Source organism: Zhongshania sp. (assembly GCF_041623545.1).
Lineage (GTDB): Bacteria > Pseudomonadota > Gammaproteobacteria > Pseudomonadales > Spongiibacteraceae > Spongiibacter.
This window is the reverse complement of record NZ_JBFJWS010000014.1, coordinates 1-26849: the sequence shown is the minus strand read 5'-3', so window position 1 is coordinate 26849 and position 26849 is coordinate 1. Positions and strand designations below refer to the sequence as shown.

At 51.4% G+C, this 26849-nt stretch carries 22 protein-coding genes and 1 other RNA gene; 8 read left to right on the top strand and 15 right to left on the bottom strand.

Annotated features, from left to right (window positions below; genetic code table 11):
• Positions 1–9: 9 nt before the first annotated feature.
• Positions 10–633 carry a 23S rRNA (uridine(2552)-2'-O)-methyltransferase RlmE gene (rlmE, locus tag ABYT30_RS03705; protein ID WP_373083020.1) on the bottom strand — a complete coding sequence of 208 codons (624 nt, stop codon included), beginning with the start codon at positions 631–633 and terminating at the stop codon, positions 10–12.
• A 92-nt stretch (positions 634–725) separates the two neighbouring features.
• On the opposite strand from rlmE, the gene ABYT30_RS03700 reads away from it, so the two are divergent.
• Entirely contained in the window at positions 726–1034 is a 309-nt protein-coding gene (locus ABYT30_RS03700) for a YhbY family RNA-binding protein (protein ID WP_373083021.1), read from the top strand.
• 10 nt (positions 1035–1044) lie between these two features.
• On the opposite strand, the gene greA is transcribed toward ABYT30_RS03700, so the two are convergent.
• The 8 genes from greA to grpE all read right to left on the bottom strand — a co-directional run bounded on the left by greA (position 1045) and on the right by grpE (position 12601).
• On the bottom strand, positions 1045–1527 hold the full coding sequence (gene greA, locus ABYT30_RS03695; protein ID WP_373083022.1) for a transcription elongation factor GreA: 483 nt from the start codon (positions 1525–1527) through the stop codon (positions 1045–1047).
• Positions 1524–4745 carry a carbamoyl-phosphate synthase large subunit gene (carB, locus tag ABYT30_RS03690; RefSeq protein WP_373095249.1) on the bottom strand — a complete coding sequence of 1074 codons (3222 nt, stop codon included), beginning with the start codon at positions 4743–4745 and terminating at the stop codon, positions 1524–1526. The genes greA and carB overlap by 4 nt, the downstream gene beginning before the upstream one ends.
• A 171-nt stretch (positions 4746–4916) precedes the next feature.
• Positions 4917–6047: a glutamine-hydrolyzing carbamoyl-phosphate synthase small subunit gene (gene carA / locus ABYT30_RS03685; RefSeq protein WP_373095247.1), complete on the bottom strand. Its 1131-nt coding sequence runs from the start codon at positions 6045–6047 to the stop codon at positions 4917–4919.
• Between the two features lie 283 nt (positions 6048–6330).
• Positions 6331–7137 carry a 4-hydroxy-tetrahydrodipicolinate reductase gene (gene dapB / locus ABYT30_RS03680; protein ID WP_373081137.1) on the bottom strand — a complete coding sequence of 269 codons (807 nt, stop codon included), beginning with the start codon at positions 7135–7137 and terminating at the stop codon, positions 6331–6333.
• Positions 7138–7155: 18 nt separating this feature from the next.
• Positions 7156–8532: a YhjD/YihY/BrkB family envelope integrity protein gene (locus ABYT30_RS03675; protein WP_373081139.1), complete on the bottom strand. Its 1377-nt coding sequence runs from the start codon at positions 8530–8532 to the stop codon at positions 7156–7158.
• A gap of 101 nt (positions 8533–8633) precedes the next feature.
• Positions 8634–9764 carry a molecular chaperone DnaJ gene (dnaJ, locus tag ABYT30_RS03670; protein WP_373081141.1) on the bottom strand — a complete coding sequence of 377 codons (1131 nt, stop codon included), beginning with the start codon at positions 9762–9764 and terminating at the stop codon, positions 8634–8636.
• A gap of 181 nt (positions 9765–9945) precedes the next feature.
• On the bottom strand, positions 9946–11871 hold the full coding sequence (gene dnaK / locus ABYT30_RS03665; RefSeq protein ID WP_373081143.1) for a molecular chaperone DnaK: 1926 nt from the start codon (positions 11869–11871) through the stop codon (positions 9946–9948).
• 121 nt (positions 11872–11992) lie between these two features.
• Positions 11993–12601: a nucleotide exchange factor GrpE gene (gene grpE, locus ABYT30_RS03660; RefSeq protein ID WP_373081145.1), complete on the bottom strand. Its 609-nt coding sequence runs from the start codon at positions 12599–12601 to the stop codon at positions 11993–11995.
• Between the two features lie 174 nt (positions 12602–12775).
• Between grpE and recN the strand changes: the two genes are divergently transcribed.
• Positions 12776–14440 carry a DNA repair protein RecN gene (gene recN / locus ABYT30_RS03655; RefSeq protein WP_373081147.1) on the top strand — a complete coding sequence of 555 codons (1665 nt, stop codon included), beginning with the start codon at positions 12776–12778 and terminating at the stop codon, positions 14438–14440.
• A 112-nt stretch (positions 14441–14552) separates the two neighbouring features.
• Here recN and fur read toward each other — a convergent pair whose 3' ends face one another.
• Positions 14553–14969: a ferric iron uptake transcriptional regulator gene (gene fur, locus ABYT30_RS03650; RefSeq protein WP_373081148.1), complete on the bottom strand. Its 417-nt coding sequence runs from the start codon at positions 14967–14969 to the stop codon at positions 14553–14555.
• Between the two features lie 76 nt (positions 14970–15045).
• Between fur and ABYT30_RS03645 the strand changes: the two genes are divergently transcribed.
• Positions 15046–15459: an outer membrane protein assembly factor BamE gene (locus tag ABYT30_RS03645; RefSeq protein WP_373081150.1), complete on the top strand. Its 414-nt coding sequence runs from the start codon at positions 15046–15048 to the stop codon at positions 15457–15459.
• Here ABYT30_RS03645 and ABYT30_RS03640 read toward each other — a convergent pair whose 3' ends face one another.
• Genes ABYT30_RS03640 through ABYT30_RS03630 form a run of 3 tightly spaced genes read right to left on the bottom strand, consistent with a single transcriptional unit; the run spans position 15460 to position 17586 of the window.
• Positions 15460–15774 carry an RnfH family protein gene (locus tag ABYT30_RS03640; protein WP_373081152.1) on the bottom strand — a complete coding sequence of 105 codons (315 nt, stop codon included), beginning with the start codon at positions 15772–15774 and terminating at the stop codon, positions 15460–15462.
• The gene (locus tag ABYT30_RS03635) at positions 15764–16198 is read right to left on the bottom strand and encodes a type II toxin-antitoxin system RatA family toxin (protein ID WP_373081154.1); all 435 of its coding nucleotides are present in this window, start codon (positions 16196–16198) and stop codon (positions 15764–15766) included. The genes ABYT30_RS03640 and ABYT30_RS03635 overlap by 11 nt, the downstream gene beginning before the upstream one ends.
• A gap of 17 nt (positions 16199–16215) precedes the next feature.
• On the bottom strand, positions 16216–17586 hold the full coding sequence (locus ABYT30_RS03630; RefSeq protein WP_373081156.1) for a sodium-dependent transporter: 1371 nt from the start codon (positions 17584–17586) through the stop codon (positions 16216–16218).
• 87 nt (positions 17587–17673) lie between these two features.
• Between ABYT30_RS03630 and smpB the strand changes: the two genes are divergently transcribed.
• The 3 genes from smpB to ABYT30_RS03615 are packed head-to-tail and all read left to right on the top strand — an operon-like array spanning position 17674 to position 19331.
• Positions 17674–18153, top strand: coding sequence for an SsrA-binding protein SmpB (smpB, locus tag ABYT30_RS03625; RefSeq protein WP_373081157.1), 480 nt, complete (start codon positions 17674–17676; stop codon positions 18151–18153).
• A 23-nt stretch (positions 18154–18176) separates the two neighbouring features.
• Positions 18177–18674: a histidine phosphatase family protein gene (locus ABYT30_RS03620; protein ID WP_373081159.1), complete on the top strand. Its 498-nt coding sequence runs from the start codon at positions 18177–18179 to the stop codon at positions 18672–18674.
• A 33-nt stretch (positions 18675–18707) separates the two neighbouring features.
• Positions 18708–19331: a methyltransferase gene (locus ABYT30_RS03615; RefSeq protein WP_373081161.1), complete on the top strand. Its 624-nt coding sequence runs from the start codon at positions 18708–18710 to the stop codon at positions 19329–19331.
• 3 nt (positions 19332–19334) lie between these two features.
• Here ABYT30_RS03615 and ppk1 read toward each other — a convergent pair whose 3' ends face one another.
• Positions 19335–21452: a polyphosphate kinase 1 gene (gene ppk1, locus ABYT30_RS03610; protein WP_373081163.1), complete on the bottom strand. Its 2118-nt coding sequence runs from the start codon at positions 21450–21452 to the stop codon at positions 19335–19337.
• 159 nt (positions 21453–21611) lie between these two features.
• Between ppk1 and ppx the strand changes: the two genes are divergently transcribed.
• Complete coding sequence (gene ppx / locus ABYT30_RS03605; RefSeq protein WP_373081165.1) at positions 21612–23123, top strand: exopolyphosphatase; 1512 nt, start codon at positions 21612–21614, stop codon at positions 23121–23123.
• Between the two features lie 45 nt (positions 23124–23168).
• On the opposite strand, the gene ABYT30_RS03600 is transcribed toward ppx, so the two are convergent.
• The gene (locus tag ABYT30_RS03600; RefSeq protein WP_373081167.1) at positions 23169–26432 is read right to left on the bottom strand and encodes a carboxypeptidase regulatory-like domain-containing protein; all 3264 of its coding nucleotides are present in this window, start codon (positions 26430–26432) and stop codon (positions 23169–23171) included.
• A 207-nt stretch (positions 26433–26639) separates the two neighbouring features.
• Between ABYT30_RS03600 and ssrA the strand changes: the two genes are divergently transcribed.
• Positions 26640–26849, top strand: a transfer-messenger RNA (tmRNA) gene (ssrA, locus tag ABYT30_RS03595); the annotation flags it as partial.

Here is a 26849-nt window from a genome sequence, read left to right as displayed (position 1 = left end):
ACGCAATATTCAAGCGCGCAGACCAGTGGCCACTAAATATACTTCCCGCGATCTCGGCCGTGATGCCGCCGGTTTGCGGGTCACCACTTTGCTAAATCGCCCACGAAGTAGACGCATATACTCATCGAAACCTTCGCCCTGAAATATCTTGGTGGCAAAGCTACCCCCTGGGCGGAGCACTATTCCCGCCATATCCAGTGCCAGCTCACACAAATACATAGATTGCGGCTGGTCAACATCCCTCATACCACTCATGTTTGGGGCCATATCTGAGATTACAAGGTCTGCCTTGCTATTTCCCAAGTGCGCCATCAACTCATCAATGACTTCTTGCTCGGTAAAATCACCTCGCACAAACTCCACCCCGGCGATAGAATCCATCTCCAAAATGTCGGAGGCCAGCACCCGACCATGATGCCCAACCAGCATGGCCGCGACCTGCGACCACCCTCCCGGCGCACTGCCGAGATCGACGACGCACATACCAGGCTTGATCAGGCGGTCTTTTTCCTGAATTTCCAGCAACTTATAACAGGCTCGAGAGCGATAACCGTCTCGCTGAGCCATTTTGACGTACTGATCGTCAAAATGTTCCTTCAGCCACGCACCACTGGATCCTTTAGGTTTCGCCACACTAACTCCGTTATTAGCGAGATTTGAGATACCGACTGAGCGCACTTTCAAGTAAAATAAGCGGCCACGCTCTTTCCCGGTTCGATTATATTATGTCCAAATTCAGCGCCAGCGATAAAAAACACCTACGCAGCATCGGTCACAAACTAAGCCCTGTTGTTATGATTGCCGACAAGGGACTTAGTGAAAGCGTAGCGCTGGAGATAGACCGTGCACTCGATGATCACGAATTGATTAAAGTTAAGGTCAATATAGCTGAGCCAACTGAACGCCGCGCGTTAATCGATCAACTGTGTAAAGCGCATAAAGCGCAGCTGATTCAGGCTATCGGCAAGATAGCGCTGATTTATCGTCCAGCGAAAACCCCAAACCCGAAACTATCCAATCTGCTGCGGGCTTGAGTTAGCGCAATTACTCGGCAAGGTGCTCGACCTTGTCGATTTCATACTCGATATTGCCGCCCGGCGCGACGACTACCGCCACATCCCCTGCTTCCTTACCAATTAAGGCACGAGCAATAGGTGAGGTCACCGAGATTTTTCCGATTTTTACATTCGCTTCGTCTTCACCGACGATACGGTAAGTAACCTCCTCATCAGTATCGCAATTAATTAGCGACACCGTGGTGCCAAAAATCACCTTGCCAGTATAGGGAATAGCGGTAATATCAATCACCCGCACACCCGCCAACTTGCCTTCAATTTCTTGAATTCGACCTTCACAAAAGCCTTGCTGCTCACGCGCAGCATGGTATTCAGCATTCTCTTTTAAATCGCCATGAGCGCGGGCCTCGGCAATCGCCTGAGTGATGCGCGGGCGATCAACAGATTTAAGCTTTTTTAACTCTTCGCGCAGTGCCTTTTCGCCGGCAACCGTCATTGGCAGCAAACTCATTGCATTAACCCCTTATGGACATCCTGTAAGCGGCGTACGGTTTTCTCTTCGCCAAACACCAGCGCCTGGCAAATAGCCTCGGCACCCGCCAAGGTCGTTGTATAGCTCACCTTATTGGCCAGTGCACTACGACGAATCAGTGACGAATCCGCAATTGCCTGCTTACCTTCTGTAGTATTAATAATCAGATCGACATCGCCATTCTTCACCATATCAACAATATGTGGGCGGCCTTCTAATACCTTATTAACACGCTGACATTTAAGGCCCGCTTCCGTCAAGACCTTGTGAGTACCACGGGTTGCCAACAAGCTAAAGCCGAGCTCAACCAACTGACTCGCCACGGCGATCGCACCGGCTTTATCGGGGTCGCGAACACTAATAAATGCCTTGCCACTCGTTGGGAATACTTCACCGGCACCGACCGCCGCTTTAGCAAAAGCTTCGGCAAAGGTTTCGCCCAAGCCCATTACTTCACCAGTCGATTTCATTTCTGGCCCAAGAATGGGGTCAACGCCTGGGAATTTATTGAAAGGGAAAACCGCTTCTTTAACAGCAAAGTACTTAGGAATACGCTCTTCGGTAAAGTCCTGGTCGGCCAAGTTCGTACCAGCCATGCAGCGCGCCGCGACTTTAGCGAGGGAAATACCAATACACTTAGACACGAAGGGCACGGTACGTGAAGCGCGAGGGTTAACCTCAATCACGTAGATTTCACCATCCTGCACTGCCAGCTGCACGTTCATCAAACCCACCACGCCCAATTCCAGCGCCATGGCTTTAACGATTTCGCGCATGCGATCCTGGATATCGGCAGACAGCGAGTAAGGCGGCAATGAACACGCCGAGTCCCCAGAGTGAACGCCCGCTTGCTCGATATGCTGCATAATCGCGCCGATTACCACATGCTTACCATCCGATACAGCGTCAAGGTCAACCTCAACCGCCGCATTCAAAAAGTGGTCAAGCAGTACTGGCGAGTCATTAGACACCCGCACCGCTTCACGCATATAGCGCTCAAGCTCTTCTTCTTTATAGACAATTTCCATGGCACGACCACCCAATACATAGGATGGACGCACAACCAAGGGATAGCCGATCTCAGCCGCCGCCCGCAGTGCCGCTTCTTCTGAACGCACGGTGGTATTCGGTGGCTGCTTGATATTTAAACGCTGCAGCATTTGCTGGAAACGCTCACGATCTTCAGCGCGGTCAATCGCGTCTGGCGTTGTACCAATAATCGGCACGCCAGCGGCCTCAAGGTCACGAGCCAATTTCAGCGGAGTTTGGCCGCCAAACTGCACAATCACACCTTTTGGCTTCTCTTTGGCAACAATTTCGAGCACGTCTTCCAGCGTCACCGGCTCAAAATACAGGCGATCTGAAATATCGTAATCGGTTGATACGGTCTCAGGGTTACAGTTGACCATAATGGTCTCGTAACCGTCTTCACGCATCGCCAGCGCCGCGTGTACACAACAGTAATCAAATTCAATACCCTGACCAATACGGTTAGGGCCACCGCCGATAACAAGAATTTTCTCGCGATCCGAAGGGTTGGATTCGCACTCTTCTTCGTAGGTCGAATACATATAGGCAGTAGACGTCGCGAACTCTGCCGCACAGGTGTCTACGCGCTTGTACACGGGGTGGATATCAAGGCTATGACGCAGGCCGCGCAGCTGCTTTTCGCTCACAGCCAGCAGTACTGCCAAACGCTGATCAGAGAAACCTTTGCGCTTTAACCGCCACATCATATCTTTGGTGATATCAGCCAAGGCCACGGTTTTTAATGAGTTTTCCGTTTTAACAATATCTTCAATCTGCACAAGGAACCAAGGATCGATCCACGAGTGCTCAAACACTTCTTCAACACTCATACCGGAGCGGAAGGCGTCTGCAACAAACCAAATCCGCTCTGGGCCTGGGTTCGTCAATTCAGCGATCAATATGTCTTTGGCGTCATCTCGGTCAGTGTCGATCTGGTGTTCAAAACCGGCAGAACCTACTTCCAAGCCGCGCAGGGCTTTCTGCAAAGATTCTTGGAAGGTACGGCCAATCGCCATCACCTCGCCCACTGACTTCATCTGGGTGTGCAGACGGGTCTGCGCTTCACCGAATTTTTCGAAAGTGAAACGTGGGATCTTGGTCACCACGTAGTCGATAGCAGGCTCAAAAGACGCTGGTGTCGCACCGCCAGTAATCTCGTTCTGCAATTCGTCGAGGGTGTAACCAATCGCCAATTTGGCGGCGACCCGGGCAATGGGGAAGCCCGTCGCTTTAGAGGCCAAAGCCGAAGAGCGGCTAACGCGCGGGTTCATCTCAATAACAACCAGACGACCAGTGTGCGGCTCCATACCAAACTGAACGTTGGAGCCGCCAGTTTCAACACCTATCTCACGCAGTACCGCGCAGGAGGCGTTACGCATGATTTGATATTCTTTGTCGGTCAAGGTCTGTGCTGGAGCAACAGTGATCGAGTCGCCGGTGTGCACACCCATGGGGTCGAAGTTTTCAATCGCGCAGACAATAATGCAGTTGTCGTTTTTGTCGCGAACCACTTCCATTTCAAATTCTTTCCAACCAATCAAGCTCTCATCGATCAACAGCTCATTGGTGGGCGACAGATCTAAACCGCGGGTACAAATCTCAATAAACTCTTCTTTGTTATACGCGATACCGCCGCCCGAGCCGCCCATGGTGAAGCTTGGACGAATAATCGCGGGAAAGCCGATGGAGTCCTGCACTTGCAGAGCCTCTTCCATGCTGTGCGCAATTGCCGAGCGCGGCGTAGCCAAGCCGATGCGCTTCATGGCCTTATCGAATAACTGGCGGTCCTCTGCCATATCGATAGAATCTTTGGTGGCGCCGATCATTTCTACGCCGTACTTTTCTAATACGCCTTCGCGATCAAGATCCAACGCACAGTTCAGTGCAGTCTGACCGCCCATGGTCGGCAGCAGAGCGTCTGGTCGCTCCTTTTCAATAATCTTGGCAACGGTTTCCCACACCACCGGCTCAATATACGTGGCGTCGGCCATCGACGGGTCGGTCATGATGGTCGCGGGGTTCGAGTTCACCAAAATAACTCGGAAACCCTCTTCGCGAAGCGCCTTACACGCCTGCGCGCCAGAGTAATCGAACTCACAAGCCTGGCCGATAACGATCGGACCAGCACCGAGGATGAGGATACTTTGAATATCAGTTCTTTTTGGCATAAGTTCTAATCATCTGACTCTGTGCTTCGTTACAAAAAGTCGGACGTCGGAAGCTGGACGTCGGACGCTAAAGTCGGGCGCAGTAGTGTATTTTCTCGTCCGACGTCAGACTCCCGACGCCAGACCAGCAAAATCGCCTACAAAACTGCGAGGCCGGACTTTCTACTCAGCCTACTTAGAGGCTTTAATTAAATCTATAAACTGATTAAACAAGGGCGCAATATCGTGGGGACCGGGACTGGCCTCAGGGTGCCCCTGAAAACCAAATGCTGGGATATCTGTACGCCGAATTCCCTGTAGCGACCCATCAAACAGTGATTTATGGGTCACTTCCAAATTCGCTGGCAAGGTGGCCTCATCTACCGCAAAACCGTGGTTTTGACTGGTAATATGCACAACCTTGGTCCCCAAGTCCTGCACCGGATGGTTCGCGCCGTGGTGGCCAAACTTCATCTTGACGGTTTTGGCACCGGAGGCTAACGCCAACAACTGGTGGCCTAGGCATATACCGAATACTGGCAGGCCTGTCGCTAAAATTTCTTTAATCGCTGCTATCGCGTAATCACAAGGCTCCGGATCACCAGGGCCGTTTGACAAGAATACGCCGTCAGGCTTCATCGCCAACACGTCAGCAGCGGGTGTTTTGGCGGGCACCACGGTCAAGCGACAGCCCCGATCAGCAAGCATACGCAAAATATTGCGCTTTACACCGAAATCGTAGGCAACGACATGATAGGGCAGTTCGGCGTCACTCATACTGCGAACACCTTCACCCAGCTGCCAGCTACCTTCACGCCACTCATAAGACTCGGCAGTGGTCACTTCTTTTGCCAAATCCATGCCTTTTAAACCGGCAAAGTCTTTAGCGAGCTGAAGGGCCTTAGCTTCGTCGATATCGCCAGCCATTAAGCAGCCACCCTGAGCACCCTTATCCCGTAAAATACGGGTGAGGCGACGGGTGTCAATATCGGCAATGCCGACAATATTGCGGGCTTTCAAATAATCCGAGAGACTTTGCTCGCTGCGGAAACTACTGGCGGTCATGGCCAGATCGCGAATAACCAAACCGGCGGACCAAATTTCAGTCGCCTCTTCGTCTTCGCTGTTCACACCGGTATTGCCGATATGGGGATAGGTAAGGGTCACGATTTGGCGGGCGTAAGAGGGATCCGTTAAGATCTCCTGATACCCTGTCATCGCGGTATTAAACACGACCTCGCCAACCGAATGCCCTTCGGCACCAATAGCGATGCCCCGGAATATGCTGCCGTCTTCGAGGGCAAGTATGGCTGGAACCGTCAAGACTACCTCCTAGATCAAACTTGCGGCCGAGAGTTGCCACCGACATACGCGCCGGAACGACAACCTAGGGACCACAGAGGAAAATACGCGTGCAAAAAAGCGAGATGAAGACCTACTTCACCTCGCTCCTTGCGGGGTACGGAGCTTATTAAACTCGGCACCCTAATCTGATGCGCGATTTTACGCGAAACCACCCCCGCCCGTCCACCGCAATAAATACCAGCAATGGTGTGCGCTGAGCTATTTCTATCCAAAATTCGGCTTTGGTATGAAAATCTAGGGCTTATTTAAGGCCTAATACATCCTGCATATCGTAACGACCAGCAGATTGCGCACTTATCCAAACTGCCGCGCGCACCGCGCCGCGACCAAAGGACATACGCGAGCTGGCTTTATGGGTAATTTCAACCCGCTCGCCCTCAGCAAAGAAGGACACCGTGTGATCACCAACCACATCGCCGCCGCGCACAGTGGCAAAACCAATAGTCTCGCGCTCACGGGCGCCAGTTTGGCCCTCACGACCATAAACGGCGACCTTTTCCAGATCCCGCCCCAGCGCATCGGCCACAACATGCCCCATACTTAAGGCCGTGCCGGATGGCGCGTCTATTTTATGACGGTGATGGGCCTCAACAATTTCAATATCAACATCGTCGCCCAAAACCCGCGCAGCCATATCCAACAATTTAAAACACAGATTCACTCCGGTACTAAAATTAGATGCCTGACAAATCGCAATAGGGGCAATAGCAACCTCAAGCTCAGCCTTTTGTTCGGCGTTAAACCCAGTAGTACCAATGACCATGGACTTAGCTGCAGCGCCACAGATCTTGGCATTGGCAAGCGTAGCCGCAGGCACCGTAAAATCGATCAATACGTCAAAGTCAACGAGCACAGCACTCAAATCGCTAACAATTGTCACACCATTTTTACCCAAACCAGCCAATTCACCGGCATCAGCACCAATTAACGAGCTCTCTGGCCGCTCAATCGCTGCCGCCAAAACACAAGCCTCATTGAGCGCAATAGCCTCAATAAGAATTTTACCCATTCGCCCAGCTGCACCCGTTACTGCTATCCGTACTGTCATAAACTCACCACACTAAATTTAATTGTTCTTTCCAGGCTCGGCATCATCAAGCTCCGAGCTATCATCTTCAATAGCCATATCTCGCACACTGGTCGACGCCAACGCAGCATCCAAGGCCTCATCAATCGCTTTTGTCACTGTCGCCACACCGCGCACAGGCCTGCGCGGCGTCCCCAAACCAAGCGTCGACGCCGTACCCTCACTTCGCACCGCATCAACGACCTGCTTTAAACTCGTTTTTTCCAGCGGCGCATTCGGTAAATAGCGAGCTGGCTCATCACTGTTTTCAGTGATTAAACCCGCCTCCTTCAGTGCTCGCAACACCTTAGTCACACCCTGAATCTGCACCCGCAGACGCAACACAAAATCACTTGCTGAAAAGGGCTTTCGCGACTTGTAATGACGCTCGGCAATTATGCCCATAATCTGCAGAGCTAGGGTTTCCCGCTGCTTAATACTTAAATCGCCACTGCGCCGAGTGGGCGCGACATATTCCGGATGCTGAACATAGAACGCCACGCTACTACCTACCAGCAAAATCAGCCAGCTGATATACATCCACATCATAAACAAAATCAGGATAGCGAAGCCCGAGTAAATCGCATAGGTACCACTACCACTGGCCGACACCACCACACTGCCAAAACCCCAGCCCAAACTCTGAAACAGGAAACCAGAGACCACTCCAGCGATCAATCCCGCTCGCACTGTCACGCGAGTGTTAGGAATGAACATATAAAAAAAGCTGAAGGCCGCGATGATCATTAAATAAGGCGCAGCCTCAGTGGCAAAGGTAATCAAATACTGCATAAAGGGCAGCTGATGGCTAATCGCTTGCACAAAACTGCCACTAAGCACGCTCGCTGACAAACCAATTGCCGAAAATACCAACAAGGGCCCAATTAGCATCACACTGCCGTAGTCGGCAAAGCGACGACCAATACTACGATGCTGGTCTAAACGCCAAATATAATTAAAGGTGGCTTCGATCTTTTGAATTAGAGAAATTGCGGTGTAAAACAAAAGCGCAACACCAAAGGTGCCCAGTACACCAATTTTGACATTATCGATAAAGCCGATAATTTTTTCAGTAATCTCTACGCCCTGATCACCCATCGGCGCGAGAAACTGCAGCATTATTGGCTGCAACTGCTTATTGTGCATACCAAAGGCTTTGAGCACAGAAAAGCTCACCGCCATCATTGGCACCAAAGACAATAAAGTGGTGTACACCAAGCTCATGGCGCGCAGAGTTAGCTCGCCCTTGGCGAGATCGTCGAGCACCACGTAGACATAGCGCAGAACGTAAATCAATTTACGGCGCGGCGCCGCATAATCCGCAACCTTCTCAGACCACAGATAGTTCGCTACAAATTGATTGAGGGTGTTATCCATACTTATTTCCGCGGCTTTTACATGCAGCCCAGAATGGAGAAAAACAGAGGGGAAGTCGAGGGCCGATTCGAAAAATCAGCCCTCGACCGGTATCGACGAAATTAGATTTTCATGTCGTCAAAAAAGGTTTTTACACCATCAAACCAGCTTTTAGCACGAGGGGACTGCTTGTCGTCACCCGCTAAACTAGCCTGCAGCTCTTGCAGCAACTCTTTTTGGCGCTTGTTCAGTGACACTGGCGTTTCAACGGTCACCTTGCAAATCAGATCACCAGTACTGCCACCGCGAACAGGCGTAATACCTTTACCGCGCAGGCGGAAAGATTTTCCAGTCTGGGTTTCAGGCGGTATTTTGAGTTTCACGCGCCCCTCCAAGGTCGGCACATCCAACTCGCCACCTAAGGCTGCATCAGCAAAACTGATCGGCACTTCGCAGTGCAAGTTTTTGCCATCACGCTTAAATATCGCATGGGGGCGCACTTGCATTTGCACATACAAATCGCCGGCCGGACCACCATTAGGACTGGCCTCACCCTCGCCACTCAAACGAATACGGTCACCGGTATCAACACCAGCGGGCACTTTGACAGACAGCGTTTTAGTCTCTTCGACTCGACCCTGACCACGGCAGCTCGTGCATGGATCAGCAATAATAGTGCCTGAACCGCGGCAGTGCGGACAGGCTTGCTGCACCGCAAAAAAGCCCTGCTGCATACGCACCTGACCAACACCGTTACAGGTACTACAGGTCACTGGCTTACTGCCTTTTTTGGCGCCACTGCCATCGCAGGGTTTGCAAGCAACTAGCGTCGGGATACGAATCTTGGCCGTGGAACCATGCACCGCCTGCTCAAGATCAATATCGAGGGTATAACGCAAATCAGAACCGCGCTGGGGGCCGCGCTGACGACCACCGCCACCTCCGCCACCAAAAATATCGCCAAACACATCACCAAAAATATCGCTGAAGCCGCCGGCACCGCCGCCGCCACCGAAACCACCGCCGGCGTTGACGCCCTCATGACCAAAACGGTCATAAGCCCCGCGCTTTTCCTCGTCAGAAAGCACTTCATAGGCTTCGGTAGCCTCCTTGAAGATATCCTCTGCCTTGGGGTCTTCGGGGTTACGGTCGGGGTGATTTTTCATGGCGATGCGACGGTAGGCTTTTTTAATATCCTTGCTGTCGGCATCGCGGGACACGCCCAAAATTTCGTAATAATCTCGTTTTGACATAGCTTCGCTTCACGCTAGACGGGAGGCGGGAGGCGCTTTTTAAAGTGCCGCCCGCTACCCCTATAAATGATTCTACCTCTCATGCCAAACGGGAGATCGCAAAACACGCTGACCTTGGCCTTTGCGTCTTCCGTCTCCCGTCCAGCGTTATACTCAAGCGAGGCAATGCCTCGCGTCGAGCTTACTTCTTGTCGTCGTCTTTCACTTCTTCAAATTCGGCATCGACTACGTCATCTGCGCCACCAGCTTGAGCTGACTCTGCGCCGCCTTCTGCCTGCGCCTGAGCAGCTTGCTCAGCGTACATTTTCTCAGCCAAGCCGCCAGAGGCTTCAGTCAGCTTCTTGGTAGCCGCCTCAATCACCTCGACGTCATCGCTCTTAAGCGCTTCATCTACCTCAGTCAACGCCGCTTCGATCGCCGCTTTTTCTTCGTCAGAGGCTTTATCGCCAGCTTCTTCCAAAGTTTTACGAGTCGCGTTTGCCATACCCTCAGCAGTGTTGCGCGCAACTACCAGCGCCTCGAACTTCTTGTCAGCTTCAGCATTTGCTTCAGCGTCGCGTACCATTTGTTCAATCTCTTCATCGCTCAAACCGCTTGAAGCCGTGATGCGAATAGACTGCTCTTTGCCCGTGGCCTTATCTTTAGCAGACACATGCAAAATACCGTTAGCATCGATATCGAAGGTAACTTCGATTTGTGGCAAGCCACGTGGCGCGGGCGGAATGTCGGCCAAGTCGAATCGACCCAGTGATTTGTTGGCGCTGGCTTGCTTGCGTTCACCCTGCACGACGTGAATCGTTACCGCAGACTGATTATCCTCAGCGGTTGAGAACACCTGAGACTTCTTAGTAGGAATCGTGGTGTTTTTCTCAATCAGGTGCGTCGCCACACCGCCCATGGTCTCAATACCCAGGCTCAGCGGAGTAACATCAAGCAACAGTACGTCTTTTACTTCGCCAGACAGTACCGCACCCTGCAGGGCCGCACCCATGGCAACAGCTTCGTCGGGGTTTACATCGCGACGCGCTTCTTTACCGAAGAACTCTGTCACCTTGGTTTGTACCAAAGGCATACGAGTCTGACCACCAACCAAAATGATTTCGTCAATTTCAGACGCAGACAAACCGGCGTCTTTCAGTGCAACTTTCATTGGCTCAAGTGAACGCGCAACCAAATCACCAACCAATGACTCCAGCTTAGCGCGGCTCAATTTCACAACCAAGTGCTTAGGACCAGTCGCATCAGCAGTGATGTAGGGCAGATTAATTTCAGTCTGCTGGCTAGAAGACAGCTCAATTTTCGCTTTCTCTGCCGCTTCTTTCAAACGCTGCACAGCCAGCGAATCGCCTTTCAGGTCAATGCTGTTTTCTTTCTTGAACTCTTCTGCCAAGTAATCGATCAGGCGCATATCGAAATCTTCACCACCCAAGAAGGTGTCGCCGTTAGTCGACAACACTTCAAACTGGTGCTCGCCGTCTACTTCAGCAATTTCAATAATCGAGATATCGAAAGTACCACCACCCAAGTCGTATACCGCAATAGTGCGGTCGCCCTTAGACTTGTCCATACCATAGGCCAAAGCCGCTGCAGTAGGCTCATTGATAATACGCTTCACTTCCAAACCAGCGATACGACCAGCATCTTTAGTCGCCTGACGCTGAGAGTCGTTAAAGTAAGCTGGCACAGTGATAACCGCTTCGGTGACTTTCTCACCTAAGTAGTCTTCAGCGGTTTTCTTCATCTTTTTCAAGATTTCCGCAGAAATTTGCGGCGGCGCCATTTTCTCGTCTTTAACTTGGACCCAAGCATCACCATTATCGGCTTTGCAGATCTTGTATGGCACCATTTTGATGTCTTTTTGAACCACATCGTCCTCAAAGCGACGACCAATCAAGCGCTTCACCGCATAGAGGGTGTTATGCGGGTTGGTAACGGCCTGACGCTTAGCGCTCTGACCAACCAAAATTTCTTTGTCGTCGGTATACGCAACAATCGACGGCGTAGTACGCGTACCTTCCGCATTTTCGATAACCTTAACCTTGTCGCCATCCATAACAGCTACACAAGAGTTGGTCGTACCCAAATCTATACCGATTATTTTACCCATGTTAAATCTCCGATTTACCTGGTCGCCACTTTTTGGCGAACACTATGTCTTGTTGTCAGATATTGGCCCTTATCCACATTATTCAAGGGGACTTAGACCATTTTTTACACAATTTCTTAAATTATTCCGGCGCTTTAGCGACTACCACCATGGCTGGGCGTAATAAACGGCCATTCAAAGTGAAGCCCTTTTGCATTACGTCCATTACCGAATTTGGCTCCGCATCGGGGTTTGGCACCATCGCCATCGCCTGATGAAACTCAGGATTAAACGGTTCACCCATCGGATTGATTAGCTCAACATTATGACGAGCCAAAGCGTCAAGCATAGATTTATGCGTCAACTCCACACCTTCGATCATCGGCTTCAAGGATTCATTATCCCTATCCGCTGAAGCCAAGGCGCGATCGAGGTTATCCGCCACCACCAGCATATCGCCAGCAAACTTCTCTAAAGCAAACTTACGAGCATTTTCAGCGTCTTTTTCAGCGCGACGGCGAATGTTTTGGGCATCAGCGACCGCGCGCAAAGCCTGCTCTTTAGCATCAGCGGCGGCCTGTTTCGCCTCCTCCAACTGCGCCTCAAGACTCTGCTCCTCAGTGGCAGCGGGCTCTTGTTCAGCAGCATCAATCGCATCCTGAATCTCACCAACAATCGCTTCTACCTGCGCATCCTCGTCTTGCAATGCTGATTTATCCTGTTCGTCTGCCACGTAAACTATCTCCGTCATGCCTAAATTTCTTGCGGCAGCATGGCCGCGCTGACAGGGATATGGGGCTGTAGCGATGTTTTTCAAGGCGGCAGCAAAAAATTTTCAACCCACTATTGCCAACTATTGCTCGGTCACTGTATTTTACTGTATAAATATACAGACATTTTCGCGCACCCACTGTGAGAGACGACCATGCTGAGCCACCTCTACATCAGCAATTACGCCATAACCGAAAGCCTCGACATTGAACTGCATCCGGGTATGACCGTACTCACCGGCGAAACCGGCGCAGGTAAATCAATTATGCTTGACGCCCTAGGCCTCGCCCTTGGCGACCGCGCCGACGCTGGCATAGTCAGACCCGGCGCTGACCGCACCGACATACACGCCCTATTTGAAATAAGCCAAATCCCCGGCGCCAGCGCCTGGCTAAAAGCCCACGATTTCGACGATGACAGTGAATGCCTGCTGCGCCGCGTCATCACCAGCGAGGGTCGCTCCCGCGCCTATATCAACGGCCAACCCGTCACTCTGCAAGATGTACGCGAATTTGGTAGTTTATTAATTGATATTCACAGCCAGCACGCCCACCAATCACTGCTGCAAAAGCCCTATCAGCGCGAACTGCTCGACGCCTTTGCCGGCACCACCGCGCTAGCCCAGCAGATCAGCGAGCATTGCAGCCAATTCCAGCGCAGCAGCAAAGCCCTCGCAACGCTTGAAAGCAACGTAGCTGAACAAAATGCCCAGGAACAACTACTCAGCTACCAACTAGAGGAGCTCAACCGCCTCAACCTACAGCCCAATGAGCTAGAAGAGCTAGAAGCCCAGCAAAGGCAGCTAGCGAATGCCGAGCAGATCCTCGCAGCCAACCACCACAGCTTACAGCTATGCCGAGAGGGTGAAGTTAATGCCATGGGGATTTTGCATCAAGCCCTATCATCATTAAACAGCAGCCAGCACCAGTGCGCAGCCCAAGAAAACGCCGCGCAATTAATGGAAAGCGCCCGCATACAAATAGAGGAAGCTGCCCGCGAACTGCAAAACGTCATTGATGGCACCGAACTCGACCCTGAGCGCTTAGCAGAGGTCGAAAGCCGCCTAGACGCTATTTACCAAACCGCACGCAAGCACCACATACAAGCCAGCGAACTTCCGGCCCTACACGCCTCGCTAGCAGAACAACTAGAAGGCCTTAACGCCAGCGACGAAAAAATAGAGCAACTTCGCGCCGAGCGGCAAGAGTCACTGCAGGCCTATAACGAAAAAGCGACCAAACTAAGCGAAAAGCGCCGCAAGGCCGCCGCCACCATGAAAAAGCGGGTAGAAGAACAACTCCGCGCCCTAAGTATGAAACACTGCGAAGTCGATTTTGCCCTGCACGCCCTCAGCGACGAACCCCACAACTGCGGCCGAGAAGAGGTTGAAATCCTCATCAGCACCAACCCAGCCGCAGCCAAAGGGCCATTAAACAAAATCGCCTCAGGCGGCGAGCTTTCGCGCATCAGCCTCGCCATTCAAGTAGTTACTGCCCAAGTTGCGGCCATTCCCACTATTGTCTTTGACGAAGTCGACGTGGGTATCGGTGGCGCCACCGCGGAAATCGTTGGCAAACTTCTGAACGAGCTCGGTAAACGCAGCCAAGTGCTGTGTGTCACCCACCAACCCCAGGTAGCAAGCCAAGGCGACCACCACATTCGCGTTCAAAAAGTCGGTGACAAAAAACACCTTCGCACCGAGCTGGAGCCCCTCAAAGACGAGCAGAAAATTGATGAGATAGCGCGGATGCTAGGGGGAATTGCAATTACTGAAAACACCTTAGCTCATGCGCGGGAAATGTTGGGGGTAAGGCATTAGTCGGATGTCGGATGTCGGATGTCGGATGTCGGAAAATTGGATTCCACACCCAAAACCTCGTCAAGCGCAGCCTTTGGCTTTATGCGTCAGACCTCAGACACCCGACGTCCGACTAGCCTTTCTTCGGCTTCACATACAAAACCAAGCTATGGTCAACCAACTCAAAACCACGTTCGGCAACTAACTGGCGCTGACGTGCCTCAATAACATCATCGTAAAACTCGATGACCTCACCCGTCTCCATGCACACGATATGATCGTGATGATCCCCTTTCTCTAATTCGAAGACCGAGTGACCAGCCTCAAAATTATGTCTTACCACTAAGCCTGCGGCTTCAAATTGGGTAAGTACACGATAAACCGTTGCCAAACCTACGTCTTCGCCCGACTCCATCAGGGCGCGATATACATCCTCTGCACTGAAATGCTGATTATCACTCTCAGCCTGCTCCAATAGCTGTAATATTTTGACGCGAGGTAAGGTAACTTTGAGCCCCGCCTTGCGGAGCTCTTTATTTTCTATAGACATATGCCTTGGACCTTAGCGTTGCGATGGGGATTGCGTTATTATCCCACGCCTCTGTAAGCGATTGGAACCCTTTAGCATGTATAGACGATTTGCCACAGCATGCCTGCTTTTATCTGTAGCGGCGTGCAGCTCACTGGAATTTCCCGGCGTTTACCGCCTGCCCGTTGATCAGGGCAATATCATTACATCTGAAATGGTTGATCAACTCAAAATCGGCATGAGCCGCAGCCAAGTTGAATACATTATGGGCACACCGATGGTGCGCGATAGCTTCAGCCCCAACCGCTGGGACTACATCTACACCTTAAACAAGCCTGGCAAGCCCAAGGAACGCCATCAATTAACGGCATTCTTTGAAGGCGACAGCTTGGTAAAATTTACGACTGACGTCAAACCAAGCGACGCGAAACCGGTAGAAGCAGTGCCCGCGCCACCAAGCGACGGCACCGCAACAGATCCAGCAGGTTCACCAGAACCCATTACGGAATAATTATTCAGCCGCTTTGCGGGCCTTCACTTTGGCGGCCCGCTGCTTACGCACTTCCTTGGGGTCGACGATTAACGGCCGGTAAATTTCAACCCTATCGCCATTTTTCAACGCCTGCTCTTCTGGCTTACTAACACCCTTACCGAACACACCCAGATCAACACTACTTAGATCCAGCTCGACAAACTGCTTATCAAGGCCAGACTGCATCGCCGCAGCGCGCACCGTGGTGCCCTCAGGCAGTTCCAACGCAACAATGCGCTGCTTATCAGGCAGGGCGTAGGCCACCTCTACATGTATTGTTTTCTTATCGTCCATATTGTGCGTTCGCTCGTTTCACCAAGGCATCCACTAAATTATTGGCCACCGAATTAAACAGTTGCTTAGTTGCCGCGCCCACCAAGCTATTAGCTAGGGCAAAATGCAAATGCAAGCTCACCTTACACGCCTCATCACCCAAGGCCAGCAGTGTCCACTCACCGCGCAAGTCATCGAAGGGACCGTCTACCAATTTTAAGTTAACACTACGGTTTTGTTTAAGTTGATTGCGCGTCGTAAAACTCAGCTTTATACCCGCTTTAGCCAAATCAAGACGCGCTTCCATCACATCGTCACCACGCTTGAGCACTTCGGCACCGACGCAACCATCCATGTACTGAGGATAGGCCTCAATATCGTTAATCAGCTCATAAATAATACTCGCTGAATACGGCAATAGCGCACTGCGCCGAATCTCAGTCATTCTACTTCCCAATCATGTTAAGCCGTCACGCGCAAATACAAACCTACAACGAGCACCAGCAATATTGCAGGGGGCGCAATATAACGCAACAAGGCCTGCCAAAGCCAAAAAAACAGGCCCTCAAACCAGCCTTCGCGCACGCCGTATACAACCTTGGGGACTCGCCATGCAGCAAATAACACAAAACACCACGCCGACAATGGCAAGAGTACATTCGCCGACAATATATCGATCCACTCCATTAAACTGCGCGACATCCAGCGCAGCTCACTGGCCGGGGCCAACGAGGAGATGGCTAAATCACCGCAAATTAAAATCAAGCTCCCTGTCGTCAACGCCGCTAGCGGCCGCCAAAAAGCCCAACGCTCAACCAAATAAGCAACCATCGGCTCCATCAGCGCTACCACGGTGGTCAACGACAAAATGGCCAGCAACAGAAAAAATCCGGTGCCCGCAATGTCGCCAAACACCAAGTTACCAAAGGTAAAGGGCAAACTAATAAAGAGCAGCGCCGGACCACTTCCAGGCACGATATGCTGATCAAATACCAGTGCCAGTATTGCCAAGCCCGCGAGAATTAACACACCAGCATCAATTAGCACCAAGGCAAAAAGTTGCCTTGTAATAGAACGCCCCGATGGAAAATAGGCGCCGTAAGCCATCAGCGCACCAGTGCCAATACTCAAGGTATAAAAAGCGTGCTGCAGCGCAGAAAAACCACCCCGCCAAGTGACGTCATCAATCCGCAGGGTAAACATCCACTGCACGGCTGAGAGAAAATCACCGAGGGCATAGCTGTAATAGACAATGCCGAGCAATACCAACAGCATGACGGGCAGTAAAACCCGCAGCAGCCCAGCCATACCACGCACCACATTCATTGCCGACAACATTACCGCTAAGCACACAAATATGCGCTGCCAAAAGCGCATTAGCTCAGGTGACGCTAATAAACCTGTAAATTGGGCCGCTACTGCGTCCAAACTGGCGCCATCCATCACCCCTGTCGCCATTTTTACGATATAGACAAACAGCCAGGCAGACACCACGGCGCCGTTTGCGGCCAGTAATAACGCCGTAACACTCGCAATCTGGGTCACCAGCGACCAGTGCTTACTCGCTTTAGCATAATGCGCCAATTGATCGATAGCGTGAATGGGGTTACCTCGTGCCCGCACCGCTATCCGAACTTCAGCCACAGCAATAGGCAGCATGACTAACAGCACGCAGGCCATATAAATAATAAGGAATGCCCCGCCACCATTCTGGCCAAGCTCTTGCGGTGTTCGCCAAAAATTACCTAAACTAACCACCAAGCCAGTGGCGGCAGCAAGGAATGTCCAGCGGCTAGACCAGATACCCTGTATTTTTAATTTCTTTAAGGCCATATGCCGTCAACATCAATTTTGCAAAGCAGCGGTCTTTTTACCTGACCCCAATAGGTTTTGCCAGCAACTCCCTCTATAATCGCCCTCATGAGTAAAAACAAAAGTAAAAGTCCAAGCGGAACGATCGCCCTAAACAAAAAGTCGCGGCACGACTACACCCTCACCGACAAGTTTGAAGCTGGTCTGGTGCTACAGGGCTGGGAAGTCAAAAGCCTACGTCAGGGTAAAATTCAGATCGTCGACACCTACGTGATCCTCAAAGACGGCGAGGCATTTCTGCTTGGCGGCAATATCACGCCACTGCCCAGCGCCTCCACCCACTTTGTCACCGACCCAGTTCGCACCCGTAAGCTCTTGCTTCACAGCAAAGAACTGCGCAAACTGGAGGAAGCCGTACAGCAAAAAGGTTACACCTGTGTATGCACCGCGCTGTACTGGAAAAAGCACATGATCAAAGCCGAGATTGCTTTGGCCAAGGGTAAGCAAGACCACGACAAACGCGAAACTGAGAAGAATCGCGATTGGGAACGTCAAAAAATGCGAATTGTGCGCGATCACAACACCTGACCCGAGCTAGCTAGCCAACGCCAATGAAAACTCTTTACCTGCTGCGCCACGCCAAATCCGGCTGGGATGACGATCGACTCAGCGACGCTGAGCGCCCCATCACTAAGCGCGGCAAGCGCGACTGCCAATTGATTGCGACCGAAATTCAACGCCGCGAACATCAGTTCAAATACGTCTATTGCAGCACCGCCAAGCGAGCTCAGGAAACACTAAAGCGCTTTCAGGCTGATGCCAGCATATTTGACGACGCCGCAATTGTGCAGGACGACGCGCTCTACACCTTCGAAGCGCCCAAATTACTCGCATGGATTAAAGAGCTACCCCAGGCACAGAACCACGCCGTGATCATCGGCCACAATCCCGCCCTAGCCGATCTCGCCAATTACTTATACGACGGGAAAATCGGCCACTTTGGCACATGCACCTTTATGGAACTGGAAATCAACATTGAGTATTGGGACCAGCTCAGCTCCGATAGCGCCAAACTCATTGAGATTATCCGACCAAAACAATTCCGCTAATTCGACCGCTCAAGCAAGGGATGCAACTCACCAATGGCCGACAGCCCGGTTTTAAAAGACATTAACATTGTTAACGACATCCTTATCCTCAAAAAAAGCCACAAACTGATCCGCCGTATGCAGCGCAATTTGCCGGGGCCAGAGATACACGGCTACCAGGTATGGGGTTCATCGTTCCTTATCATGGACTACCTCCTCGAAAACCCACCCAAAAAACGCAGTAAAATGACAGAAATTGGCTGCGGCTGGGGTATTTTAGGTATTTCCTGTGCGCAACACTTCAAGGCGAAAGTGACGGCTATCGACGCAGACGAGCACGTATTTCCCTATCTCGACGCCCACGCCGTACTTAATGACGTCAAAATCAAAACCCGCACTGCCCGCTACGAGCACCTAAAAAGCGAAGATCTTCAGGGCCACAAACTCATGCTAGGCGGTGACATTTGCTTTTGGGATTCACTGATCAAGCCTTTGTTTTCAGCCATTAGTGCCGCGCGCGAAGCTGGCGTCGACAAAATCATTATTGCCGACCCCGGCCGCCCACCGTTTCACAAGCTGGCCAAACGCTGCCAAAAAGCGTTCGGCGCCGAACTAATAAGCCGCGAAGTACGCAGCCCTAAAAAGCTCAGCGGCGAGCTACTGATTATTTCCCAGTAAGCGTCACCCACCAGACTTCTTGCGTTTCTTCTTCGCTTTGCCAAGCCGAGGTTTGTAATCTAGCTTTGCCATTCGCGGCAACTTGCCGGTACTGAGGAATTTATACGTTTGGCCTTGCGAGCGAATTTTGCCGCCACTCTTCTTGCGCGTGCGGAAGCTATTACTCTGAGAAGCATCAATAATTCGCGCTTTAACATTATCGGCCCACTGCAAATCGATAATCGACTGCAACATTTTCTGCAAAGATTTACTGTATATTGGACAGGTAACCTCTACCCTAAAATCAATATTCCGCGTCATTAAATCGGCAGACGATATAAAGTAACGCGGCTCACCCGCGTTGCGGAAAATATACACACGGGGGTGTTCTAGAAAGCCGTCAACAATACTGATGGCTTCGATATTCTCACTAAGCCCCACCACCCCCGGCACCAACGAACACATCCCCCGCACAATCAATCGCACCGGCACGCCAGCAGAGCTGGCCTCATACAATAGGTCGATCAATTCTCGGTCAACGAGATTATTACATTTCAGGGTAATACCGCACTCATCACCTTTTTTGGCGTTATGTATCTCCGCTTTAACCAGCGCCAACAAACGCTCACGACTATTTAAGGGCGACACGCCAAGATGATTAAATTCATGGCGCTTATAATTATAGGCAATAAAATCAAAGACCTTGGCAACCTCATCGCCAATCTCTTGGTCATAAGTCAGCAGGCTAAAATCGGTATAAACTGTGGCCGTTTTTTCATTGAAATTCCCCGTGCCAACATGGGTGTAATAACGCTGTACACTGCCTTCTTGGCGCACGATCGAAATCAACTTGCTGTGCACCTTTAAGCCGGGCACGCCCAAAATAACATTGACGCCACCATCAGTTAGGCGCTGGGACAAAGCAATATTGGCCTCTTCGTCAAATCGAGCCTGCAGCTCGACCACCACGGTAACTTCTTTGTGGTTTGCAACGGCATTAAGGAGCGCATCAACCACGTGGGAGTTGGACGCCACCCGGTACAAACTCGCTTTAATACTTTTTACCGCCGGATCAATCGCCGCCGTTTTCAACAAATCCGTTAAATAATTAAAGCTGTGATAAGGGTAATAGAGCAAGATATCTTGGTCCCGCAGGCAACTCAAAATATTCGCCGCCTTGTCAATGACCGGCACCGGAATGGTCGGCAGCGCCTTTGCGTCCAAATAGCTCGGCCCCAAATTGGGGAAGCGCATAAAGTCTTTGGAATTATGGTAGCGACCACCAGGAATCATGGAATCTAATTTGCCTAGCCCCAGCCGCTTAACCAAATAATCCAATAAATCATTGGGCATTGCTGCGTCATAAACAAACCGCACGGGGTCCCCTTTTTTACGGCGTTTAAGGCTCTGAGTCATCTTTTCGACAAAGGTATGAGTGACCTCTTCACTAAGCTCTAGCTCCGCATCGCGGGTCAACTTAATGGTGTAAGCATCTGCCGTTTCTAGCGGGAAAATCCCCCTAAACACCTCCGGCAAACACACGCGAATCATGTTTTCCAAGGCAATTAACACCTTGCCGCGCTTGCCCTTGCGACCCGGAATACGAATAAAACGGTCCAGGCGGGAGGTAGGTATTTCAAGCAGCGCAAAACGGGTCTGGGACTCGTAGCCCAGACGAATAGCCAGATAAATTGATGACTCATTCAGCTCCGGAATGGGGTTACCATCATCAAGAATGATCGGAATCAGTTCCTGCTGAATATGGGAGTGAAAATACGAACGCACGTAATTTGTTTGCGCGTCATCTAATTGCTTTTCATTAATCAGGTAAATTTTACGACGTCGCAGTTCTTTTAAGTTTTCCCGATACACCACATCAAAACGCTGCTGTAACTTCAGCACTTTTTGACGAATTTCTTCCATTAAGGCCTTGTACTCATCCTGCTTAGAGGCTGCTGAAAACACGGCCAGGCGCCGCACATCCGCCACTCGCACTCGAAAAAATTCGTCTAAATTATTAGAGAAAATACCCAAATAACGAATACGCTGGATGATTGGCACCGAAGGGTCGGCAGCCTCTTGCAACACCCGCTCATTAAATGACAACCAACTCAACTCTTTGGCAACCCACGTACTGTCCACGTCCTGCCTACCCCTCTGTTAATCCTTTAAACTAATGTAACAAAAAAAATACATACCAGTGTAACCACCCCACATGACGATTTTATGACGCCTCCCTTGGTGTCGATTTTACGCTCTTCAGCCGATACACTGTGCAGCCAACAGGGAATTCATACTACCATGGCCCAAAATAGCGACTCTTACGCGGCACTGGATCTCGGATCCAATAGCTTTCACCTCCTCATCGCCAGCTTTAGTGACAACAAAATCCGGGTCATCGACCGCCATAAAGACATGGTTAGACTGGCCGCCGGCCTCGATGACGAGGGCCGCCTCAGCGACGAAGCTCAGGACCGCGCCCTAGAAAGCCTCGCAAAAATGGCCGACCGCCTGCGCGGTGTGCCCAGGCGTCAAATACGGGTAGTGGGCACTAACACACTCCGCGCCGCCAGCAATGCGGTGGAGTTCATGACCAAAGCCGAAGCCGTGCTCGGTGTACCTATCAACATTATATCGGGCACTGAAGAGGCGCGGCTGGTTTATCTCGGCGTGGCCAATGACTTCGCCCCAGAACAAAAGCAACGCTTGGTAATTGACATCGGCGGGGGCTCAACCGAACTCGTAGTGGGTAATAACACCCCCCGCCAACTCGAAAGCCTCCCCATGGGTTGCGTCAGTTTCAGTATGCGCTATTTCAAAAATGGCGACATCAATGACAAGGCTTTTAAAAAGGCCGTGAATGCAGCCAAGCAAATGATTGGCCCTTACATCGAGCCTTTCCGTGGCCAATGGCAAGAGGCGGTAGGTTCCTCGGGCACCATTCGCAGCATTGGTAAAATTCTCGCGGAGCAAGAACTTAGCGAGGCCGGCTATATCTCGGCCGACGGCTTAGAAAAACTCAGAAGCCAAGTATTAAACGCAAACAATAGTCGGGATCTCAATATTCGCGGTCTCAGCGAAGATCGCCGCGACGTGTTTGTCGGCGGCTTTGCCGTGCTTTACGCCTTATTTGAAGAATTAGGCATGGATGGCCTGCATGTTTCCAACTACGCCATTCGCGAGGGCATCGTTCACGATCTCGCGGGCCGACTTCACCACCGCGACAAACGCGAAGACACCATCAAACAACTGATTAGCCAATACAGTATTGACGAAGCCCAGGGCAATCGCATTGCCGAACTCTGCGCCCGCTGGCTACCCGCCGTGGCCGAGCACATCACCACCCCCGACACAGAGGCCGAACCCTTACTGCGCTGGGCCGCACAACTCCACGAGCTAGGCCTCGCTATCGCCCACGGCGGCTACCACAAACACGGTGCGTACATCCTTGGTAATGCCGATATGCCGGGCTTCTCTCGACAAGAACAGGCTCGACTCAGTTTTCTAGTCGCCAACCATCGCCGCAAGCCCAAGCCCGTTGGTAACCCAAGCTACGGCGTAACAGCCGACTGGCCGCTGGTTTGCGTGCTGCGCCTAGCCTGCATTTTCTATCGTCGCCGTCAGGCAAAACAACTCCCTCCCGGCATCACATTAATAAGCAAAGACGCCAATAAACTTCGCCTGAACATTCCCGACGACTGGCTGCTCGCCAACCCACTGATTGCCGCCGATTTAGAAGATGAAGCCGAACTTCTCAATAAAAGCCTCGACATCAAACTCAGCATCCAGCAAAACCATAGTGGACAATCCTAGCCACCGGCTGCTCAATGCGGCTTTAACCCCTGAATTTCTGCTTTCTTAAGGGCATTGGTCAAGAAGTGAGCCCTGATGGCTTAATACGCCCGGTGCATCCCACCTGCCGTTATTATCAGCGTCCACAAATATTGGGTTACTCACCGCCAAGGCATACACGCCACGGTCAGCAACCGTTCTCGCATCCAAGGTGTCACCATCAACAAAATCGTTCGGCACTATCGGCCACATAGGGCGAGACACGCCTGGCCGCCCTTCTAATTGAACTACCATCCAGTAATCCCTTCCTGGACTGGCGACAGACAATCCGCTAATGGCCGCCTCTAAACGCTGTGCGCCACCTGTGTTGGGTACCACAACTGTATTCACCGTGAAATCTCCCGCCGCGTTTCGAACAATTGCGGCCGAACATGGCGAGTAACGCGCTGGCGGCATCGCAATGCCTAACTCATTGGTATCACGAATGGTGTGGCCATTTACGTACACAGACACTCGATCAAACTCCGCCCACAAAGGACTTTTCACCTTAATATCTAAGGTGACAGTTTCATTTATCGTCGCCAATGGCAGAGGTTTATCAACGGTCCCAAACACATCTGAGACCTCTAATCCGGCAATTTGATTCCCGGCGTTCTTCGCCTTGACCAGCATAAATGGCGCGTTGCTCATGGTGGTCAAGCCGGCACGAACAGAATCCCCCACCGTGTGCGGATCGTTATTCACCGCCGCAAGATTCGCTTTACCGCCGGATAACAAACCAGCCGGCACCGAAATAAAGTTGCGGGCATGCAGCGCAGTAATCTGGCGGTCATGTGTATCAGAGTTTGACACCGCGGTATGGAAACGGCCTTGGTTAATCAAATTAAACCAGTCACCTAGGTTATTGCCGAGAAACACACTGTCCTGTCCGCCTTGGCCTTGCTCGCCAATCCACAGCTCTAATGTGTCGTAATCATCGGTATACATATTGCCCTCGGCAATATCTGCATGGGGGTGATCAAACTTTGGATTAAGCCGTTTTTGTGCCGGGTCTGAACTTGAAACAGGCGGGTTTACACCGGTATCAATACCCAAACCATTGGGACCAAAATGCCCCTCAATATGGTTTATTTGAACCACCACTTCACGACCTGGGGTAATCGGATCTTTCTTGGCCTCAGTCACAATTTCATGCGGCGTTAAGTTGTAGTTCCCATAAGCCGGAAAATCTTCACCGGCCGGCGCTACCCCGCCCCAATCCACCGTACCTTGTCCTAGTTTAGCGTCGGTGCTTTGCCCGGTACCTGGGTTTTCTGAGTCCGGCGAGACTGTCTCAATCGCCGTGGGCCAAGCGTTATAGTGACCGTAGTCTTGAGTCGTCATTTCCGCACTTGGCGCGCTAGCAACCATATCCTCAACGCCCATCGCAGCAATCACAGGTGCAAAATCTGCACGAAATTCATGATCACTAGGCGTGAAGAAATCCATGCCTTCAGAAATATAGTTGGCAACCCGCTCCCGGTCGGTCACCTCACCATCCAAGCTTTGAAAAGAGTGAACATGAAAATCACCGGTAAGGTGATTCGGCGTTGGCACAACCTCGGCTAACACAGCAGCAACATTTAGCGTTTGCCCAGCAACAACCGTGACTGCTTGAGAAAACTCAGTGTAGCGCGGCCCCCGCGACACCGACAAAATATAATCGCCCGGCTCAATTGGCAGCACCCCAGTATCGCCAACTGTAACTGGCCCGGTTAAAGTGTCGCGAACGGCAGGTTCTGCCAACACAATATTTTTGGGCAATGGATCAGCGGCTTCATCGCCGAACACACCGCTACGTACTTCCAAAGCAAATAGCACCGTCTCAGCGTTTTGCGGCTCACCCGCATCTGGGCTCACGTCCGCACCAATTAACTGGACTTTTGCGGGTATATCTCGCCCTGCACTGTCTTTTACGGTAACCCTAATGGCACTGGCGTCCGGCACAGTAAAGTTCTGAACAGTTACCCCATCCTCAGCAACTGTAAGATCTACGCTTGATGGGTTTCCCGCTAAGCGACCAGGTACGTTGATACGCAAACTGTAATCACCCACCGGCAATTTCCCGGAGAAACGCCCGTCTGAAGCCGTACGAAAATGGTTCACCACATTTAAAGCCGGGCCGCGGTTTAATACAAAATCGCCCGTCGCGGTTAAAACTGCGATTTCAGCATTAGCAACCCCGCCACTACTATCTGTAACTCGCCCGCTTAAGCTGCCGGTAGCCAAACCTAAAATTTCGTTACGGGCGTCCAAAATACTCGCAACTGTGCCATTGCCCACAGCAAAATAACGCGTAAAGACTAAATTTCCGTTTGCTGGGACGGTAAAGTTAGGACGAGCCGTCGGGCTAACCGGGTGAAGGCCTTCAGGCGTTGTTGCAACGTCAACAAAGTCGCGACCGTACAAAAGCACAACAACCCCGACAGAAGAAACCGACGTAGTCCCTGCTACGCCATGAATCAAGCCATAACTGACGCCAGCGCCGCCGTCATGCCCCGCATTCACAACAAACCGACACGAATCGCAGGCAGCGGTGACAAAGGGCTCGCCAAAACCGTAACCATTCTGAAAGACTTCTAACTCGCCAGACCCGCTGATGTACTCAGTTAAATACAAATCAACCGCACTGCCAGTAGGGTTGATCATCTTGGTATCGACCCGCACGTAGGGCTTACCTTCAACCAGAGTGTAATCAGTTTGAAACGTCAGCGGCAGATCGGCGTCATCCGCGCTAGGTGGGTACTGTAACGGCACACCACTAATAGTGAAGCCGCGAATAATCGAACTCGCATTAACCAGCTCAAACAAATCATCCGGCCCTGTCGCACGGATAATGGCAGGCACACAATTCCCTTCCGCGTCTTCACCTCCAGCAGAAACAACCTCTACCGTTTGATAGTTGGGAGACGACTCAACATTGGTGCCTAAAATGAACTCTTCAAACTGATCATTACCATTTAGGCTGCCGTCAGCATTCTTTAAGCCTGCATCAATTAAATTACCACCAAACTGACCCAGCCCAAACCAGTTGCGACCCGGTTTTTGCACAATTGCCCGCATGGTGCTGTTCTCTAATACAAAGTCACCCACGCGACTACGTGCCATTGGGCCGGTAATCAGGTCGGCCTCAGCACTCGCTAATCGGGCAACTGCGCACTTATTGACCGCGCTGCCGCCACCAATATTGCCCACAGTGTTAGTGCTGCTGGACTTGCTGTTACACCCAACAAGCGACGTCATAACAGAAAAGGCAAGCACACCAAAAACAGCTGATCGCACAAAACGCATGTAAAGCTCCAGACGCATATAATTATTAATATTGCAGACAGTTTACACGCCTATACATACACGGGTCTCTAGGCGTAGCAGCATTGACCCGTTTTGCGGCTGCTGACTACCCGCCGTAGCCGAAAACATCATCAAACTCGGCATCCAGCAAAACCAAAGTGAACAAACCTAGCCGGACACAGTCCAAAAGAGTACAATCCGAAGTCTGGGGCCGATTTGGATTCGACGCCGGTTACAAAACTTCTGGTGCATGCCGTGATGACAGCCAATCACGTTAATCCAAAGCTGTAAACCTAATAGTTGCCAACGACGACAACTACGCTCTAGCCGCTTAAACCCCGGTTAGCGGTCGCTACCAGATGCTTGTAAATGGGACGCGACTGTCATATAGAACAAGCTAGCGAGTAAGGTATGTCT

What these genes read in the sequence shown, in the direction of transcription:
- ABYT30_RS03620 (WP_373081159.1), top strand. Translation starts at nt 18,177, where the DNA reads ATGAAAACTCTTTACCTGCTGCGCCACGCCAAATCCGGCTGGGATGAC.
- greA (WP_373083022.1), bottom strand. Translation starts at nt 1,527, where the DNA reads ATGAGTTTGCTGCCAATGACGGTTGCCGGCGAAAAGGCACTGCGCGAA.
- ABYT30_RS03630 (WP_373081156.1), bottom strand. Translation starts at nt 17,586, where the DNA reads ATGGCCTTAAAGAAATTAAAAATACAGGGTATCTGGTCTAGCCGCTGG.
- grpE (WP_373081145.1), bottom strand. Translation starts at nt 12,601, where the DNA reads ATGACGGAGATAGTTTACGTGGCAGACGAACAGGATAAATCAGCATTG.
- dnaJ (WP_373081141.1), bottom strand. Translation starts at nt 9,764, where the DNA reads ATGTCAAAACGAGATTATTACGAAATTTTGGGCGTGTCCCGCGATGCC.
- ppx (WP_373081165.1), top strand. Translation starts at nt 21,612, where the DNA reads ATGGCCCAAAATAGCGACTCTTACGCGGCACTGGATCTCGGATCCAAT.
- smpB (WP_373081157.1), top strand. Translation starts at nt 17,674, where the DNA reads ATGAGTAAAAACAAAAGTAAAAGTCCAAGCGGAACGATCGCCCTAAAC.
- ABYT30_RS03615 (WP_373081161.1), top strand. Translation starts at nt 18,708, where the DNA reads ATGGCCGACAGCCCGGTTTTAAAAGACATTAACATTGTTAACGACATC.
- ABYT30_RS03675 (WP_373081139.1), bottom strand. Translation starts at nt 8,532, where the DNA reads ATGGATAACACCCTCAATCAATTTGTAGCGAACTATCTGTGGTCTGAG.
- ABYT30_RS03640 (WP_373081152.1), bottom strand. Translation starts at nt 15,774, where the DNA reads ATGGACGATAAGAAAACAATACATGTAGAGGTGGCCTACGCCCTGCCT.
- dapB (WP_373081137.1), bottom strand. Translation starts at nt 7,137, where the DNA reads ATGACAGTACGGATAGCAGTAACGGGTGCAGCTGGGCGAATGGGTAAA.
- carB (WP_373095249.1), bottom strand. Translation starts at nt 4,745, where the DNA reads ATGCCAAAAAGAACTGATATTCAAAGTATCCTCATCCTCGGTGCTGGT.
- ABYT30_RS03635 (WP_373081154.1), bottom strand. Translation starts at nt 16,198, where the DNA reads ATGACTGAGATTCGGCGCAGTGCGCTATTGCCGTATTCAGCGAGTATT.
- dnaK (WP_373081143.1), bottom strand. Translation starts at nt 11,871, where the DNA reads ATGGGTAAAATAATCGGTATAGATTTGGGTACGACCAACTCTTGTGTA.
- ABYT30_RS03645 (WP_373081150.1), top strand. Translation starts at nt 15,046, where the DNA reads ATGTATAGACGATTTGCCACAGCATGCCTGCTTTTATCTGTAGCGGCG.
- ABYT30_RS03600 (WP_373081167.1), bottom strand. Translation starts at nt 26,432, where the DNA reads ATGCGTTTTGTGCGATCAGCTGTTTTTGGTGTGCTTGCCTTTTCTGTT.
- recN (WP_373081147.1), top strand. Translation starts at nt 12,776, where the DNA reads ATGCTGAGCCACCTCTACATCAGCAATTACGCCATAACCGAAAGCCTC.
- fur (WP_373081148.1), bottom strand. Translation starts at nt 14,969, where the DNA reads ATGTCTATAGAAAATAAAGAGCTCCGCAAGGCGGGGCTCAAAGTTACC.
- ABYT30_RS03700 (WP_373083021.1), top strand. Translation starts at nt 726, where the DNA reads ATGTCCAAATTCAGCGCCAGCGATAAAAAACACCTACGCAGCATCGGT.